The following is a 12,550-nucleotide window of genomic DNA, read 5'->3' as shown; positions in this document are numbered from 1 at the left end:
ATTCGAGCTTTCCGATCCCATTCCTTTGGCGGTAGACTTCCGTTACGCGCGGAACGTACCCCCTTAGGAGAAGAAAAATGAGCGAACGTCTCGAAGACATTGCCGCCGCGATGGTGGCCGGCGGCAAGGGCCTGCTGGCCGCCGATGAGAGCTCCGGCACCATCAAGAAGCGCTTCGACGTTATCGGCGTCGAATCGACCGCCGATAGCCGCCGCGACTACCGCGAGATGATGTTCCGCGCCAAGGACGCAATGACGAAGTACATCTCCGGCGTCATTCTCTACGACGAGACCATCCGTCAGAAGGCTGCCGACGGCACGCCTCTGGTCGACATCATCAAGGCGGCGGGCGCCATTCCCGGCATCAAGGTCGATGCCGGCGCCAAGCCACTCGCCGGCTTTCCCGGCGATACCGTTACCGAAGGCCTCGACGGCTTGCGCGAGCGGCTCGCAGATTATTACAAGCTCGGCGCCCGCTTCGCCAAATGGCGCGCGGTGATCGACATCGACACCGGCAAGGGCGTGCCCTCGGTCAATTCGATTGCCTCCAACGCCCATGCGCTGGCCCGCTATGCCGCACTGTGCCAGGAGGCCGGCATCGTGCCGATCGTCGAGCCGGAAGTGCTGATGGACGGCGCGCACGACATCGACACCTGCTACGACATCTCGAAGGCAACGCTGATCAAGCTCTATGACGAGCTGCATGCGGCGCGCGTTGTGCTGGAAGGCACCATCCTGAAGCCGAACATGGTGCTGGCCGGCAGGAAGTCGGGCAAGGTGAGCAGCCCCGAAGAGGTCGCGGAAAAGACCATAAAACTGTTCCGCGAAACCGTACCGGCAGCGGTGCCGGGCATCGCCTTCCTTTCGGGCGGGCAGTCGGACGAGGAGGCGACCGCCAACCTCAACGCCATCAACGCCATCGGGCCGCATCCGTGGAAGCTGACCTTCTCCTATGGCCGCGCCTTGCAGGCCGCCCCACAAAAGGCCTGGAGCGGCAAGGCATCGAACGTCGCCTCCGGCCAGGCCGCCTTCACCCATCGTGCCCACATGAACCATCTGGCGGCGCTGGGACGATGGACGGCGAGCCTCGAACAGGCCGCCTGAGCGCAGTCCTCCCGTTGTCATACAACCCGGGCCGATGCGCCCGGGTTTTGTTTATGACAAGGCGGGCTTGGGACGGAGTTCGCCCATCCTTATCTCCTTTTCGGCAAAAGCTGACGGCGATGTCGGTTTCTGCCCACCCCAAACGTCCTTGGGTGAACAGACAGGGAGAACTTCATGACTCGCAGCAAGGTGGTTTCGCGTGAAGACTGGTTTGAGGCGCACAAGGCGCATCTGGCGCGCGAGAAGGAATTGACACGGTTGCGTGAGCGCATCGCCGCCGAGCGGCGTGAACTGCCCTGGATGAAAATCCGCAAGGACTATGTCTTCGAGACCGAGCAGGGTCCGAAGAACCTGGCCGGACTGTTCGGCGCCAACAGCCAACTGATCGTCTACCACTTCATGATGACGCCAGGATCGAACCACCGCTGCGAAGGCTGCTCCTTCCTTGCCGACCATATAGACGGCGCCGATCAGCATCTCAGGCGCCACGACGTGTCGCTGGTGGTGGTTGCGCGCGCGCCGCTGGCGGAACTGCTGCCTTACAAGCAGCGTATGGGCTGGAAATTCGACTGGGTGTCGTCCTACGCCTCGGATTTCAACTTCGACATGCAGGTCTCCTTCACCGACAAGCAGATCGCGGCCGGCGACACCACCTACAATTTCGAGACGCGTCCGCGCACGTCAAAGGACCTTCCCGGCACCAGTGTTTTCTACAAGGACGAGAACGGCGACATCTTTCTCACCTTTATGTCGCGCGCCCGCGGCGGCGAGGCGCAGATCGGCACCTATGACTATCTCGATATGACGCCGAAGGGCCGCGGCGAAAATGGCCCTTATCAAAGCCTGATGGACTGGGTGCGGCTGCATGACGAATATCAGGAAAAGCAGGCGGCTAAGGAAAACTGCTGCGACTAGAAGCGCGTTCACCTGCGCCCAAACATGCGCTAAGGCTGCCGTTAACCTCTAACGGTACTGCCATGCGCTTCCCGGCCCTTCTTACCTGGCTCGCCTACCCCGTCTATGTCTGGCAGGGCATCGGCGTGCGCCGCCGCACCACCCGCATGCTGCCGGCACAAGGGCCGGTCATGCACGAAATATCGGGCAAGGCGCCGGCCATCTCGCTGCTGGTGCTGGGCGATTCCTCGGCCGCTTCCGTCGGCATCGGCAATTCCGAGAACGGGCTTGCCGCGCAGCTTGCCGTCATGATCGCGCAGCGAACCGGCCTTGCCGTGCGCTGGCGCGCCGCCGGCTTCAACTCGGCAACGTCGGGCCAGATCCGCGACCATGTGCTGCCCAATCTGTCGGCCGATCGGTGGACGCATATAGTGCTGGCCATCGGCACCAACGACACCAAGAATTTCCACTCGGTGCCGCGCTTCAAGAAAGAGTTCGGCGGCCTGCTTTACGCGCTGCGCGCCAAATGGCCGGAGGCCCGCGTCGTCTGGTCGCCGGTGCTGGAATTCACCCGTGCGCCGGCCATGCCGCCGCTGCTCGGCAAGATACTCGAAATCCGCGCTACCGCAATGAACCGCATGGGCGAGCGCCTCTGTTTCGAGCGCGGCGCCGTGCCGGCGCCACGGCTGCCGATCACCAACCCTGAGGCCGGCTTTGCCTCCGATGGCTTTCATGCCTCGGAAGCCGGTTACCGCGCCTGGGCCGAACATCTGGTCGGATGGGTGCTCGCCGATTGACCTGAGGGGGCACAAGCTCGGACTGGTGGGCTTCAGAGAACTGACGCGAGTATTTCCAAATACTGTTGATTGCAGCCTGCTTCCAATGGATCTGAGCCAGAATATCATCCAGCAGCAATGGACGAGCTACGGCCTGGATTCCGAAACCGGCAACGACACCTGCACGCTGACCGGCAACCGCGCCGAATCGAGCAAGCATGTCATTCCGGCCGGCCCGGCCAACGCCACGCCTTTTATTGCGGCGAACCTGCCGGAATTCATGACGACGCGCGGTGGCGATTACTTCTTCGTGCCCAGCCTCAACGCCATCCGGATGATTGCCATGGGAACGGTGGACCCGACCTGACCCTCAAGGCTATGCCCAGTGCCCCAGCGCACCCGCCAGCGCGATGGCCGCCATGGCGATCAGGGCCAGCTTCCAGAAATCGCCGCGCCGCTTCAGGCCCGGCCAGCCGAGCGGCTTGATCAGCTGAATGGCCATCATGCCGATGATGACGAGCGCGAGGAGTTTCGACATGCCCGCCTTTGAGCAGCATCGCGACAGGCTGTCAAAGCGGTTCTTGCATGGTCTCGGTCGACTTGGCCATTCCTGACAAAAGGCTCGTTTCCGAACCGACCGCCAAGCACCTCGCAGCTTTCTTCAACGAGCTGACATGCTCCTGACAGACTGCTGTCAGGAGGGGTATGCGATAGTGTCTCCATCAGAGAAGAGGAGATGGTCATGAACAGCTTTGGTATTTTGAACAGCGTACAGCACTATGTCGGCAAGATCCGCACGATGCGCAATGAAGTCCGTACCCAGCGCTTCCTGAACTCCTTGCCGGCGGACATCCGCAAGGACATTGGCTGGCCGGATATGTATGAGGGTCACAGCCGCATTCGCGAGATCTGAGGCGTTTTACATGACAATGCTTGGATGCGGACCCCGCAACGCCCGGATCATTGACATGGACCCCCGGGCGGCGACGCCTTGGGCTGGCGCAAAGACTTTTGGCGCCTGCTACGGACAATGCTGAAGGCTCCTGACAGAATGCTGTCAGGAGCACCATGCCATAAACGTGTCAGGAGACATGAATGGTGAAAAGCTGGAACGACAGGCTGAACACGCCGGGCGTCAACGGCGTGAAGCCGACGCCACGCACAATGGGCGACGTCGTCGAGGGCCAGCCGATGCTGGTGCCGACGGCCCGTCAGGTCGATGATTTCATCCGCACGATCCCCAACGGCCTCGAGATGGATGTACGCGCCTTGCGCACCACGCTCGCCATCGAGCATGGGGCGCAAGTGACATGTCCGGTCACCATCGGCTATCATCTGCGAACCGTCGCCGAGGCCGCCAATGAGGATCTCGAACGCGGCATGACGCTGAACGATATCACGCCGTACTGGCGTGTGCTCGACGTGAACACGCCGACAACGAAGAAGTTGTCCTTCGGCGCGGAATTCGTCGCCGTGCAGCGCAAGCGCGAAGGACTTAAACCATAATGCGTGTCGCCCAAAAGTGCGCAGCGGTTTTTGGGAGAACGACAAGCATAAAACAGGACATGGATGTCACCCGGAACCGGTTTTGGCCCCATGACATTCATAGACAAGCAGCCGAGGGACCATACGATGCGACGTGCCGACAGGCTCTTTCAGATCGTGCAGCACCTGCGTGGCGGCCGGCTGGTCACCGCCCAGAAGCTCGGCACATGGCTCGAGGTTTCCGAGCGGACCATCTACCGCGATATCGCCGATTTGCAGTCGACCGGAGTGCCGATCGACGGCGAGGCCGGCGTCGGCTACATGATGAGGGAGGGTTTCGACCTTCCGCCGCTGATGTTCACGCGTGACGAAATCGTCGCGCTGGTCGCCGGAGCCCGCATGGTGCGGGCCTTTGGCGGCGCGGCCATGGCGCGTGCGGCCGACGAGGCGCTGGTCAAGATCGGCGCCGTCCTGCCCGACGCCGAGAAGGACCGCATCGCCCGCACCGAGATCCACACGCCGATGTGGGTGGTGAGCGACGCCGCGCGTGAGGCGATCGACGTGATCGAGCGCGCTGTCGAGAAGCGACAGGTGCTGACCATCGACTACCGCGACGAGGCCGGCCGCGGCACCGGGCGTGACATCCGTCCGCTCGGTCTGTGGTTCTGGGGCAAGGTATGGACGCTGGTTGCCTGGTGCGAGATGCGCGACGATTTCCGCGCCTTCCGCATCGACCGCATCGCCTCGGTGGTCATCGCCGGCCGCATCTTCAAGCCTGAGCGAGGCAAGCAGCTTGCCGACTTCTACCGCGCCGTCGAACGCTCGGAGGACTATGGCATGACGCCGGACCGGGCGGCGCGCAGCTGAGACTTCGATAATCAATGAAAAAGCCCGCTCGAAGCGGGCTTTTTTGATGAACTGTCGCAAACCTTACTCGTCGTCCGCATCTTCCTTCTTGGACTTGAGCGCCGAGAGCTTGGCGAACACGGCGTTTGCGTCGAGCTCGGCATCCTCGTCCTTCGGCTTCTCCGGCGCCGGCACCAGGCGCTCGGTCACGGCAGCCGGCAGCAGCGTGTCGCCGACAGGCTGCGCCTGCTCGCGGCCGCGCGAGGCGCGGTTGACTTCCATGTCGAGGTCGATCTGCGAAGCGAGACCCAGCGTCACCGGGTCCATCGGCTGCAGATTGGCCGAATTCCAGTGCTTGCGCTCGCGGATCTGTTCGATCGTCGACTTGGTCGTGCCGACCAGGCGCGAAATCTGCGCGTCCTTCAATTCCGGATGGTTGCGGACCAGCCACAGGATGGCGTTGGGCCGGTCCTGGCGCTTCGACAGCGGTGTGTAGCGGGGACCCTTGCGCTTGGATTCCGGCACCCGCACCTTGGGGTCGGACAGTTTCAGGCGCTGGTTCGGATCCTTCTCGGCGCGCGCGATCTCGTCGCGGGTCAGCTGTCCGGTCATGATCGGATCCATGCCCTTGATGCCCTGCGCCGATTCGCCGTCGGCGATCGCCTTGACCTCGAGCGGATGCAACCCGCAGAACTGCGCGATCTGCTCGAAGGAAAGCGCGGTGTTGTCGACCAGCCAGACGGCGGTCGCCTTGGGCATCAGCAGCGTATTGGCCATTTCAAAAATCCTTCTCGTTCGCCCGCGTTCCCGCGCGGGCGGTGGTTTAGAGCCACCAAAATGGGAAATTCGCGGCCTGTATAACCGCTCCGCTGCCGTTTCGCAATGTTTTTGGCGCAGGGCGCAGCCGTCGGACACCGGACAGCGGGGGAGGCCAGGAGGACCTCGGCTCCGGCGATCATTGATGCCGAGTTGTACAGGGGGTCCAAGACGACAAAACCCGCCGGACAGGGTCCAGCGGGCTCGGAACCGGCGACGGGATACCGTCTGCGGCGGCTCTTGCTTCTGCCGCGTGGTCAGGCCTCACTGGCCGACCATGCTTCGAATTAGATGGCCTTGCGGGCAATCCTCTCGATGTCGCCGCGGCTGATGCCGAGGTCGCTGAGCTGACGGGCGTTGAGCTTGTTCAGCTCGCGCACGGTTTCGTTGTACATACGCCAGTTACGGAAAGCGCGGATCGGGTTCATGGTTGTCCTCCAGTTGTTGGATCAAATCGTTTCGATGACGCTTAGATAGGCAGTGCTGCCCACGAATTGAACAGACGTCTTTGCATAGCCGCAATGCAAATGCTGCATTGCAGCATTAAGCTTCTGTTCATCTTGCCGACAGGCTGAGCGCGGAGCATGGGGCGAGATTCAGGCCAGGCCGAGCCGAGAATGGCGGCTCCCGAGAACCGGCCTACGCCGGCCGTAGCCTTAACTGCCGCAACCCTCATGAGGGCTTCGGCCGGCGAAGGCCGGAAGCGCAGGGAGCCGCCATTCGCAGGCCGGCCTCACCTGAATCTCGCCCCATCTAGCCGACGTCGAGAACGATCTTGCCTATATGCTCGCCCTCTTCCAGGCGCTCATGCGCCCGCCAGGCGTCGGTCAGCGGGAAGATCATGTCCATCACCGGCGCTACCTTCCGGGTGCCGAGCAGCGGCCACACCTGTGCTTCCAGTGCGGCGGCGAGCGCCGCCTTGAACTCGACCGTGCGAGGCCGCAGCGTCGAGCCGGTGTGGGTCAGCCGCTTGACCATGATTTTCGAGAAATCGGCGCTCGCCACCGCGCCGGCCTGGACGGCGATCTGGACGATCCTGCCCTCGACCGCGGCGGCCTCGTAGTTGCGCGCGATATAGTCGCCGCCGACCATGTCGAGAATGACGTCGGCCCCCTTGCCGCCGGTCGCATCCTTGACCGCCGCGACGAAATCCTCCTCGCGGTAGTTGATCGCCCGGTCGGCGCCGAGCTTCAGGCAGGCGTCGCATTTTTCCTTGCTGCCGGCGGTGGTGACGACATAGGCGCCGAAGGCCGACGCCAGCTGGATCGCCGTGGTGCCGATGCCCGATGAGCCGCCATGGACCAGCAGCGTCTCACCCTTTTTCAGGCCGCCGCGCTCGAACACATTGTGCCAGACGGTGAAATAGTTTTCCGGAACCGCGGCCGCCTCCGTGTGGGTGAAGCCGGCGGGCAGCGGCAGCACGCTGCCGGCATGAACCTTGACATATTCGGCATAACCGCCCCCCGGCGTCAGCGCGCAGACCCGGTCGCCGATGCGCCAGCGCGATATCTCGTCGCCAAGGGCGGCCACTTCGCCCGATGCCTCGAGACCGGGCAGGTCGGAGGCGCCGGGCGGCGCCGGATAGGCGCCCTTGCGCTGCTGCACGTCGGGGCGGTTGACGCCGGCCGCACGCACCCGGATCAGGATTTCGCCGGGACCAGGCACCGGCACGTCGCGCGTTTCCGGTTTCAGCACCCGCGGCCCGCCCGGTTGCGAGATTGCGATGGCCGTCATCGTGGCTGGAATTTTATGTCCGCTCGCCATGAAATTTCCCGTCTCGGTCCGCCGGTCTGTCGCCGGCTGCCAGCTTCTTGCCGGCTGTTTGCATCTGCGCCCCTGCCCTATGTATGCTGATTGCCGGATCAGGCAAATGGCCAAATCAGCCCAATACTGAATAGGGAGGAGCGACGATGGCGATCTTCGACGACGAACCCAAAAAGAAAGCCCGCCCGCATGAGATCGGACAGGATCTGTCGCTGCTTTCGGTCGGTGACCTTACCGAACGGATCAGCATCCTGCGCGAGGAGATTGCCCGGCTCGAAGCCGAGCTCCAGACCAAGGGCAGCACCAAATCGGCGGCCGAAGCCCTGTTTCGCCGCGGCTAGTTTTCGCGTTAGTTTCGGCGTTGAGCATCCGCCGCCGAAAAGCCCGAATGCGCCTGTCTTCAGACCCCGCCACCGAATCTCCAGACGGATCAAACAATGTTTGCAAGCTACAGGCCGATCCTCTCGCTGCTTCGCGGCACCGCTTTCCTGCTTGCAGCTTCGGGATTGCACGGCCTGTTGTTGCCGTTGCGCGGCCAGATCGAAGGGTTTTCGACCGCATCGCTCGGTCTGATGGGCACGGCCTGGGCCGGTGGCTTCGTCACCGGCTGCTTCTTCGCACCGCGCCTGGTGCGCCGCGCCGGCCACGTCCGGGCGTTCGGCGCCTTTGCCGCTTCGGGCGCCATCGTGGCGCTGCTTACCGGCCTGATCATCGACGAATATGTCTGGATCCTGCTGCGCGCCTTCACCGGCTTCACCATGGCCGGAGCCTTCATGGTCATCGAAAGCTGGCTGAACGAGAAGGCCACCAACGAGAACCGCGGCACCGTCTTCGGCCTCTACATGATGGTCACCTATGCCTCGATCATGGGCGGCCAGATGATCGTTGCGGGCGGCGACGTCAGATCGGCGTCGCTGTTCATGATCACCGGCATATTGTTCTGCTTGTCGCTGATCCCGACCGCGGTGTCGTCGGCTTCGTCTCCCAAGCCTTTGCAGGACGTCAAGCTCGACGTCAAAGGTCTCTACGCCAACTCGCCGGTGTCGGCGATCGCCTGCCTGTTGGTCGGCATCGCCAATGGCGCCTGGGGCACGCTTGGCGCCGTCTACGGCGCCCGTATCGGCATCTCCACCGCCCAGATCGCACTGATGATGAGCCTTGTCGTTATTGCCGGCGCGGCCATGCAGCTTCCGGCCGGACGCCTCTCCGACAAGACCGACCGCCGTTTCGTGCTGGCGGGCGCGGCTTTCGGCGCCGCACTGTTCGCCATCCTGATCTTCCTGTTCGAACCGCGTTCCGCCGTCCTCGTCATTGTCTTCGCCGCCGCCTACGGCGCCTTTGCCTACACGCTCTATTCGATCGCCGTGGCGCATGCCAACGACCACGCCCGATCGGAGGATTTCGTCAAGGTCTCGGGCGGCCTGCTGCTTCTGTATGGCTTCGGAACCATGATCGGGCCCCTGCTGGCTGCCGCCCTGATGGGTTGGCTCCGCCCCGAAGGCCTGTTCCTGGCCACCGCGCTGGCGCATCTCAGCCTCGCCGCCTACACGTTGCTGCGCATCAGCCGCCGCGCGCCGGTGCCGATCGAAGACCGCGACGCCTTCAAGACCCAGCCGGCCGATCGCTCGGTCACCCCTGAAGCACTGCGGCTCAGAAAAGCGGAAGCCGACGGTTGAGATTTGAAAAGCTTTGCCCCACAAGTATAGGCATGATCTTTTCTGACGCCTTCATGGCGATTGCGGACCCCAACCGGCGCTATCTTCTGGAAGAGCTCCGGCGTGGCCCGAAAACCGTCAACGAACTGGCTTCGGGCCTGCCAGTCTCCCGCCCGGCCGTGTCCCAGCATTTGAAAGTGTTGCTGGACGCCGGTCTGGTTCAGGCCAAGGCCGAGGGCACGAGGCGGGTCTATACAGTCAGCAGTGGCGGCTTCCTCAAGCTCAATATTTGGCTTGATCAGTTCTGGGAAGCATAGGCCGCGATTCCAGCTCGCCTCCCTGGCTTTCAAGTGTCCGTTGCCAGCGCCTTGCCCANGCCTTGCCCAGCGCATCGAGCAGGAATCCGGTACCATGCTCGCGCGATGACGGTGTGTCGTGCCCATCGAGAAACGCGCCCTGCTCGGTGAGCACCAGACGCGTGCCCGTGCCTTCCGGGCGAAGCTCAATTGTCGCCAGCGAAACCGAGATTCTGACATCACCGAACAGCATGTCGTAGCTGTAGACGATGCGCTGGTTGGGCACGATGTCCTGATAGGTGGCGGTATAGGTGTGGATCGGCCCGTCCTTCGGCCCGCCGGCATTGACCTCCTGGCCGCCGACGCAAAAATCCATTTCGTGCCTGTGGGTCATCGGGTTGTCGGGGTCGGCGAACCAGCGCCGCTTGGCGGCCGGATCGCTGAGCGCGAAATAGACTTTCGCCGGCGCAACTGGATAGAGGCGCTCGAGGACGAAGGTGGAGTGGACGACGGATCGTTCGGCCATGGTCGGGTCCTCTTGGTCAGCTTGATGGTTTCTGCGCGACGAAGACGCCGTCGCGATAGGACGCGCCGAAATAGACTTCGACGGCGCGCAACCTGTCGCCATGGAACAGATGCAGTTCGGTGTTGCGGAAGGTCTTTCCGTCCGCCGTCTCGCAGCGATAGAGGACAAAGGCGGCGTCCTCGTCCTCGCATATCCGCTCGATGACGATCGAGCTGAAGGCCGGGCTGTCCGGCCAGCAGCGCTCGAAATAGGTCGCACGGTCGATGGCGTCGTCATAGGGGCTGGTGAAGGTGAAATCGTCGGCGAGCACCGCCGCGACGGCAGCCTTGTTATTCGCCTGGTAGGCGGAAAAATAGCCGCGGATCAACTCCGCTCTGCTTTTGCCGGGCATGGTCATTTCTCCTCTGCTTCAGGTCATTCGGTCCCGGCGAGAAAATCGCCGAGCCGGTCGAGCCGACGCTCCCATGTCAGCCGCCGTTCGTTGATCCAGTGTTCTGCGCTGCGCAGCGCCTGCGGCGCGATCTGGCAGGTGCGCACGCGGCCGAGCTTTTCCGAGCGCACCAGCCCGCTTGCTTCGAGCACGTTGAGATGCTGGACGACGGCCGACAGCGACATCGCCAGCGGTTCGGCCAACTGGCTGACCGAGGCCGGCCCACGCGACAGCCGTTCGACCATGCTGCGCCTGGCCGGGTCTGCGAGCGCCTGGAACATCAGGTCGAGCTGGGCGGGATCGTGCAGCATCGCGATCAGCCGTTATTGTAGGGAAAGAACTTGAAGTAGGGCTGCGCCTCCTCGACCACCCGGGCGAAGGACGGCCGCTTGAGCAGGCGGTCGTGGTAGTGTTTCACGGCCGGATAGCTGTCGCCGAACGGCTCGACCTTGTTGGCGTAGAACAGCGCCGGCGAGGCCGCGCAGTCGGCCATGGTGAAGGTGGGGCCGGCCGCCCAGATTTTCGAACGCATCTCCTCCTCGATGATCGCATAGGCGTTGCGCAGTTGCGCGCGCGCTTCCTCGACCCCGAACGGATCGGTCTTGTCCTGCGGGCGCAACCTGTCGCCGACGATCTTCTGCATCGGAGCCTGCACGTAGAAATCGTAGAAACGGTCGGCCTGGCGGACCTGGAGAGCAAGGTCGGCCTCGGCCGGGATGAGCTCGACCGGCCCGGGATAATGCGCGGCCAGATATTCGATGACGATGGTCGATTCCAGCACCGTGCGATTGCGTGCATCGTCACGCAGCGCCGGCATCTTGCCGGTCGGCGACACCTTCAGGAATGCTGCCCGCGACTGCTCGTCGCCGAGGTCGACGATAACCGGCGTGAAGGGCGTGTCGTTCTCGTAGAACGCAATCAGCGGTTTCCAGCAGAACGATGCCAGCGGATGGAAATGGAAGGTCAGGGACATTTTTTGCTCGTCTGTTTGTGGTTCGCCGATGCTGGAGCGGTGCCAGCCTGCGCCGACACTGAAGCAATTACTTAACTATTTCCGTGAGGCGAATGTGTCAAGGTTCCAGACTGCCTTCAGGGTTTGGTATGCGTGACGATGGCGGCAACGATCGTGCCCCAGTCGTCGGGATGCAGTTCGTGGCCACCGCCTTCGACGCGGACAAGCCGCCCGCCGGCAACAGCGTCGGCAAGGGCTGCGCCATGCTCGACCGGAAAGATCGGATCCGATGTCCCGTGAATGACGAGCAGCGGAACCTTGATCTCGCGCAGGCGTCCTTTCAGATCCTCGCAGCTCTTCAGCATGAAATGGTTGGTCGCGCTCAGGAAGCCGCCGGATCGGTCGTAGTCCCGTTCGACGAACGCCCGCATCGCCTTCTCGTCGAAGGGATGCGCGGTGCTGGCGATCGCACGCGCATCCTTGACGACGAAGCCGACCACCTGGTCGCGGTTCGACCAGTCGACTCTGGCGCCATCGGCCGAGTGCTCCATATAGGCTTCGGTCGTTCCCGGCAGCTGCGATGTGTCGATCCCCACCGGCGAACTGCTGATTACGGTCAGCGAGATGACACGCAAGGGATGTTTCAACACCAGTCGTTGCGCGATCATGCCGCCCATCGACATCCCGATCACATGCGCCTTGCCGATGCCGCAACTGTCGAGGACGCGCACCGCATCGTCCGCCATGTCGTCGAACGTATACGGCGGCTCGCCCGGCGTATATTTGGTCGACAGGCCGGTGTCACGATTGTCGTAGCGGATCACGAAGTGGCCTTCGCCGGCGAGCTTTTTGCAGAGCGCCTCCGGCCACCAGAGCATCGAGGCCATGGCGCCCATGATCAGCAGAATGGCTGGATCTCCGGGATCGCCAAACGTCTGGGAGACGATTTCGGGTGCTGCGGCCCTTGTCATGGGACTCTCCTCCTATCGGCCAATCAAAGGCCAATC

19 protein-coding genes are annotated in these 12,550 nt (G+C 63.1%); 10 read left to right on the top strand and 9 right to left on the bottom strand.

Translation table 11 applies throughout. The features are described from left to right. The first annotated feature begins 77 nt into the window (after nucleotides 1-77). The 4 genes from X751_RS140690 (at nucleotide 78) to X751_RS140705 (ending at nucleotide 3,140) form a co-directional block, all read left to right on the top strand. Nucleotides 78-1,103: a class I fructose-bisphosphate aldolase gene (locus tag X751_RS140690; RefSeq protein ID WP_023745777.1), complete on the top strand. Its 1,026-nt coding sequence runs from the start codon at nucleotides 78-80 to the stop codon at nucleotides 1,101-1,103. Between the two features lie 174 nt (nucleotides 1,104-1,277). Beyond that, on the top strand, nucleotides 1,278-2,018 hold the full coding sequence (locus X751_RS140695; RefSeq protein WP_023683988.1) for a thioredoxin family protein: 741 nt from the start codon (nucleotides 1,278-1,280) through the stop codon (nucleotides 2,016-2,018). A gap of 62 nt (nucleotides 2,019-2,080) precedes the next feature. Further along, nucleotides 2,081-2,794 carry an SGNH/GDSL hydrolase family protein gene (locus X751_RS140700; RefSeq protein ID WP_023745776.1) on the top strand — a complete coding sequence of 238 codons (714 nt, stop codon included), beginning with the start codon at nucleotides 2,081-2,083 and terminating at the stop codon, nucleotides 2,792-2,794. Between the two features lie 25 nt (nucleotides 2,795-2,819). Next, nucleotides 2,820-3,140 carry a hypothetical protein gene (locus tag X751_RS140705; RefSeq protein WP_155924185.1) on the top strand — a complete coding sequence of 107 codons (321 nt, stop codon included), beginning with the start codon at nucleotides 2,820-2,822 and terminating at the stop codon, nucleotides 3,138-3,140. Between the two features lie 9 nt (nucleotides 3,141-3,149). On the opposite strand, the gene X751_RS1000000166035 is transcribed toward X751_RS140705, so the two are convergent. Then, a complete protein-coding gene (locus tag X751_RS1000000166035; RefSeq protein ID WP_023683991.1) occupies nucleotides 3,150-3,311 on the bottom strand; it encodes a hypothetical protein in 162 nt (53 codons plus the stop codon). A gap of 204 nt (nucleotides 3,312-3,515) precedes the next feature. Here X751_RS1000000166035 and X751_RS1000000166030 point away from each other — a divergent pair, with 204 nt between their 5' ends. The 3 genes from X751_RS1000000166030 to X751_RS140715 all read left to right on the top strand — a co-directional run bounded on the left by X751_RS1000000166030 (nucleotide 3,516) and on the right by X751_RS140715 (nucleotide 5,125). Then, entirely contained in the window at nucleotides 3,516-3,686 is a 171-nt protein-coding gene (locus X751_RS1000000166030) for a hypothetical protein (RefSeq protein ID WP_023670139.1), read from the top strand. 182 nt (nucleotides 3,687-3,868) lie between these two features. Continuing rightward, nucleotides 3,869-4,279, top strand: coding sequence for a hypothetical protein (locus X751_RS140710; RefSeq protein WP_031247235.1), 411 nt, complete (start codon nucleotides 3,869-3,871; stop codon nucleotides 4,277-4,279). Between the two features lie 126 nt (nucleotides 4,280-4,405). Then, on the top strand, nucleotides 4,406-5,125 hold the full coding sequence (locus X751_RS140715; RefSeq protein ID WP_023683994.1) for a YafY family protein: 720 nt from the start codon (nucleotides 4,406-4,408) through the stop codon (nucleotides 5,123-5,125). A 63-nt stretch (nucleotides 5,126-5,188) separates the two neighbouring features. On the opposite strand, the gene X751_RS140720 is transcribed toward X751_RS140715, so the two are convergent. From X751_RS140720 to X751_RS140725, 3 genes are all read right to left on the bottom strand, one after another. Beyond that, a complete protein-coding gene (locus tag X751_RS140720) occupies nucleotides 5,189-5,881 on the bottom strand; it encodes a DUF1013 domain-containing protein (RefSeq protein WP_023670142.1) in 693 nt (230 codons plus the stop codon). A 326-nt stretch (nucleotides 5,882-6,207) separates the two neighbouring features. Continuing rightward, complete coding sequence (locus tag X751_RS1000000166025; protein WP_023670143.1) at nucleotides 6,208-6,348, bottom strand: DUF1127 domain-containing protein; 141 nt, start codon at nucleotides 6,346-6,348, stop codon at nucleotides 6,208-6,210. 325 nt (nucleotides 6,349-6,673) lie between these two features. Continuing rightward, complete coding sequence (locus X751_RS140725; RefSeq protein WP_032893124.1) at nucleotides 6,674-7,684, bottom strand: NAD(P)H-quinone oxidoreductase; 1,011 nt, start codon at nucleotides 7,682-7,684, stop codon at nucleotides 6,674-6,676. Nucleotides 7,685-7,830: 146 nt separating this feature from the next. Between X751_RS140725 and X751_RS140730 the strand changes: the two genes are divergently transcribed. From X751_RS140730 to X751_RS140740, 3 genes are all read left to right on the top strand, one after another. Continuing rightward, entirely contained in the window at nucleotides 7,831-8,025 is a 195-nt protein-coding gene (locus X751_RS140730) for a DUF1192 domain-containing protein (protein WP_023670145.1), read from the top strand. Between the two features lie 96 nt (nucleotides 8,026-8,121). Beyond that, the gene (locus X751_RS140735; protein WP_023670146.1) at nucleotides 8,122-9,360 is read left to right on the top strand and encodes an MFS transporter; all 1,239 of its coding nucleotides are present in this window, start codon (nucleotides 8,122-8,124) and stop codon (nucleotides 9,358-9,360) included. A 32-nt stretch (nucleotides 9,361-9,392) separates the two neighbouring features. Beyond that, on the top strand, nucleotides 9,393-9,656 hold the full coding sequence (locus X751_RS140740; protein ID WP_023670147.1) for a metalloregulator ArsR/SmtB family transcription factor: 264 nt from the start codon (nucleotides 9,393-9,395) through the stop codon (nucleotides 9,654-9,656). Here X751_RS140740 and X751_RS140745 read toward each other — a convergent pair. The 5 genes from X751_RS140745 to X751_RS140760 form a co-directional block, all read right to left on the bottom strand. Continuing rightward, nucleotides 9,622-10,161: an SRPBCC family protein gene (locus X751_RS140745; RefSeq protein ID WP_023727308.1), complete on the bottom strand. Its 540-nt coding sequence runs from the start codon at nucleotides 10,159-10,161 to the stop codon at nucleotides 9,622-9,624. The two genes, X751_RS140740 and X751_RS140745, sit on opposite strands and share 35 nt — an antisense overlap. A 16-nt stretch (nucleotides 10,162-10,177) precedes the next feature. Beyond that, nucleotides 10,178-10,552, bottom strand: coding sequence for a nuclear transport factor 2 family protein (locus X751_RS140750; protein WP_032893136.1), 375 nt, complete (start codon nucleotides 10,550-10,552; stop codon nucleotides 10,178-10,180). Between the two features lie 23 nt (nucleotides 10,553-10,575). Beyond that, a complete protein-coding gene (locus X751_RS0133995; protein WP_023699361.1) occupies nucleotides 10,576-10,902 on the bottom strand; it encodes a metalloregulator ArsR/SmtB family transcription factor in 327 nt (108 codons plus the stop codon). A gap of 5 nt (nucleotides 10,903-10,907) precedes the next feature. Further along, entirely contained in the window at nucleotides 10,908-11,564 is a 657-nt protein-coding gene (locus tag X751_RS140755; RefSeq protein WP_023683999.1) for a glutathione S-transferase family protein, read from the bottom strand. A 116-nt stretch (nucleotides 11,565-11,680) separates the two neighbouring features. Further along, complete coding sequence (locus X751_RS140760; RefSeq protein WP_023727309.1) at nucleotides 11,681-12,514, bottom strand: alpha/beta hydrolase; 834 nt, start codon at nucleotides 12,512-12,514, stop codon at nucleotides 11,681-11,683. Nucleotides 12,515-12,550: the final 36 nt, after the last annotated feature.

Origin of the sequence: Mesorhizobium sp. LNJC394B00, from assembly GCF_000502555.1 — a bacterium.
Classification (GTDB): Bacteria; Pseudomonadota; Alphaproteobacteria; order Rhizobiales; family Rhizobiaceae; genus Mesorhizobium.
Note: the sequence above shows the minus strand (reverse complement) of the source record. Positions and strands in the feature narration are given on the sequence as shown.

Excerpts from the sequence above, each read along its gene's own strand:
- X751_RS140700 (WP_023745776.1), top strand. The coding sequence starts at position 2,081 with ATGCGCTTCCCGGCCCTTCTTACCTGGCTCGCCTACCCCGTCTATGTC.
- X751_RS140750 (WP_032893136.1), bottom strand. The coding sequence starts at position 10,552 with ATGCCCGGCAAAAGCAGAGCGGAGTTGATCCGCGGCTATTTTTCCGCC.
- X751_RS140695 (WP_023683988.1), top strand. The coding sequence starts at position 1,278 with ATGACTCGCAGCAAGGTGGTTTCGCGTGAAGACTGGTTTGAGGCGCAC.
- X751_RS0133995 (WP_023699361.1), bottom strand. The coding sequence starts at position 10,902 with ATGCTGCACGATCCCGCCCAGCTCGACCTGATGTTCCAGGCGCTCGCA.
- X751_RS140690 (WP_023745777.1), top strand. The coding sequence starts at position 78 with ATGAGCGAACGTCTCGAAGACATTGCCGCCGCGATGGTGGCCGGCGGC.
- X751_RS140740 (WP_023670147.1), top strand. The coding sequence starts at position 9,393 with ATGATCTTTTCTGACGCCTTCATGGCGATTGCGGACCCCAACCGGCGC.
- X751_RS140730 (WP_023670145.1), top strand. The coding sequence starts at position 7,831 with ATGGCGATCTTCGACGACGAACCCAAAAAGAAAGCCCGCCCGCATGAG.
- X751_RS140710 (WP_031247235.1), top strand. The coding sequence starts at position 3,869 with ATGGTGAAAAGCTGGAACGACAGGCTGAACACGCCGGGCGTCAACGGC.
- X751_RS140735 (WP_023670146.1), top strand. The coding sequence starts at position 8,122 with ATGTTTGCAAGCTACAGGCCGATCCTCTCGCTGCTTCGCGGCACCGCT.
- X751_RS1000000166035 (WP_023683991.1), bottom strand. The coding sequence starts at position 3,311 with ATGTCGAAACTCCTCGCGCTCGTCATCATCGGCATGATGGCCATTCAG.
- X751_RS140720 (WP_023670142.1), bottom strand. The coding sequence starts at position 5,881 with ATGGCCAATACGCTGCTGATGCCCAAGGCGACCGCCGTCTGGCTGGTC.
- X751_RS140725 (WP_032893124.1), bottom strand. The coding sequence starts at position 7,684 with ATGGCGAGCGGACATAAAATTCCAGCCACGATGACGGCCATCGCAATC.
- X751_RS140755 (WP_023683999.1), bottom strand. The coding sequence starts at position 11,564 with ATGTCCCTGACCTTCCATTTCCATCCGCTGGCATCGTTCTGCTGGAAA.
- X751_RS140760 (WP_023727309.1), bottom strand. The coding sequence starts at position 12,514 with ATGACAAGGGCCGCAGCACCCGAAATCGTCTCCCAGACGTTTGGCGAT.
- X751_RS1000000166030 (WP_023670139.1), top strand. The coding sequence starts at position 3,516 with ATGAACAGCTTTGGTATTTTGAACAGCGTACAGCACTATGTCGGCAAG.
- X751_RS1000000166025 (WP_023670143.1), bottom strand. The coding sequence starts at position 6,348 with ATGAACCCGATCCGCGCTTTCCGTAACTGGCGTATGTACAACGAAACC.
- X751_RS140715 (WP_023683994.1), top strand. The coding sequence starts at position 4,406 with ATGCGACGTGCCGACAGGCTCTTTCAGATCGTGCAGCACCTGCGTGGC.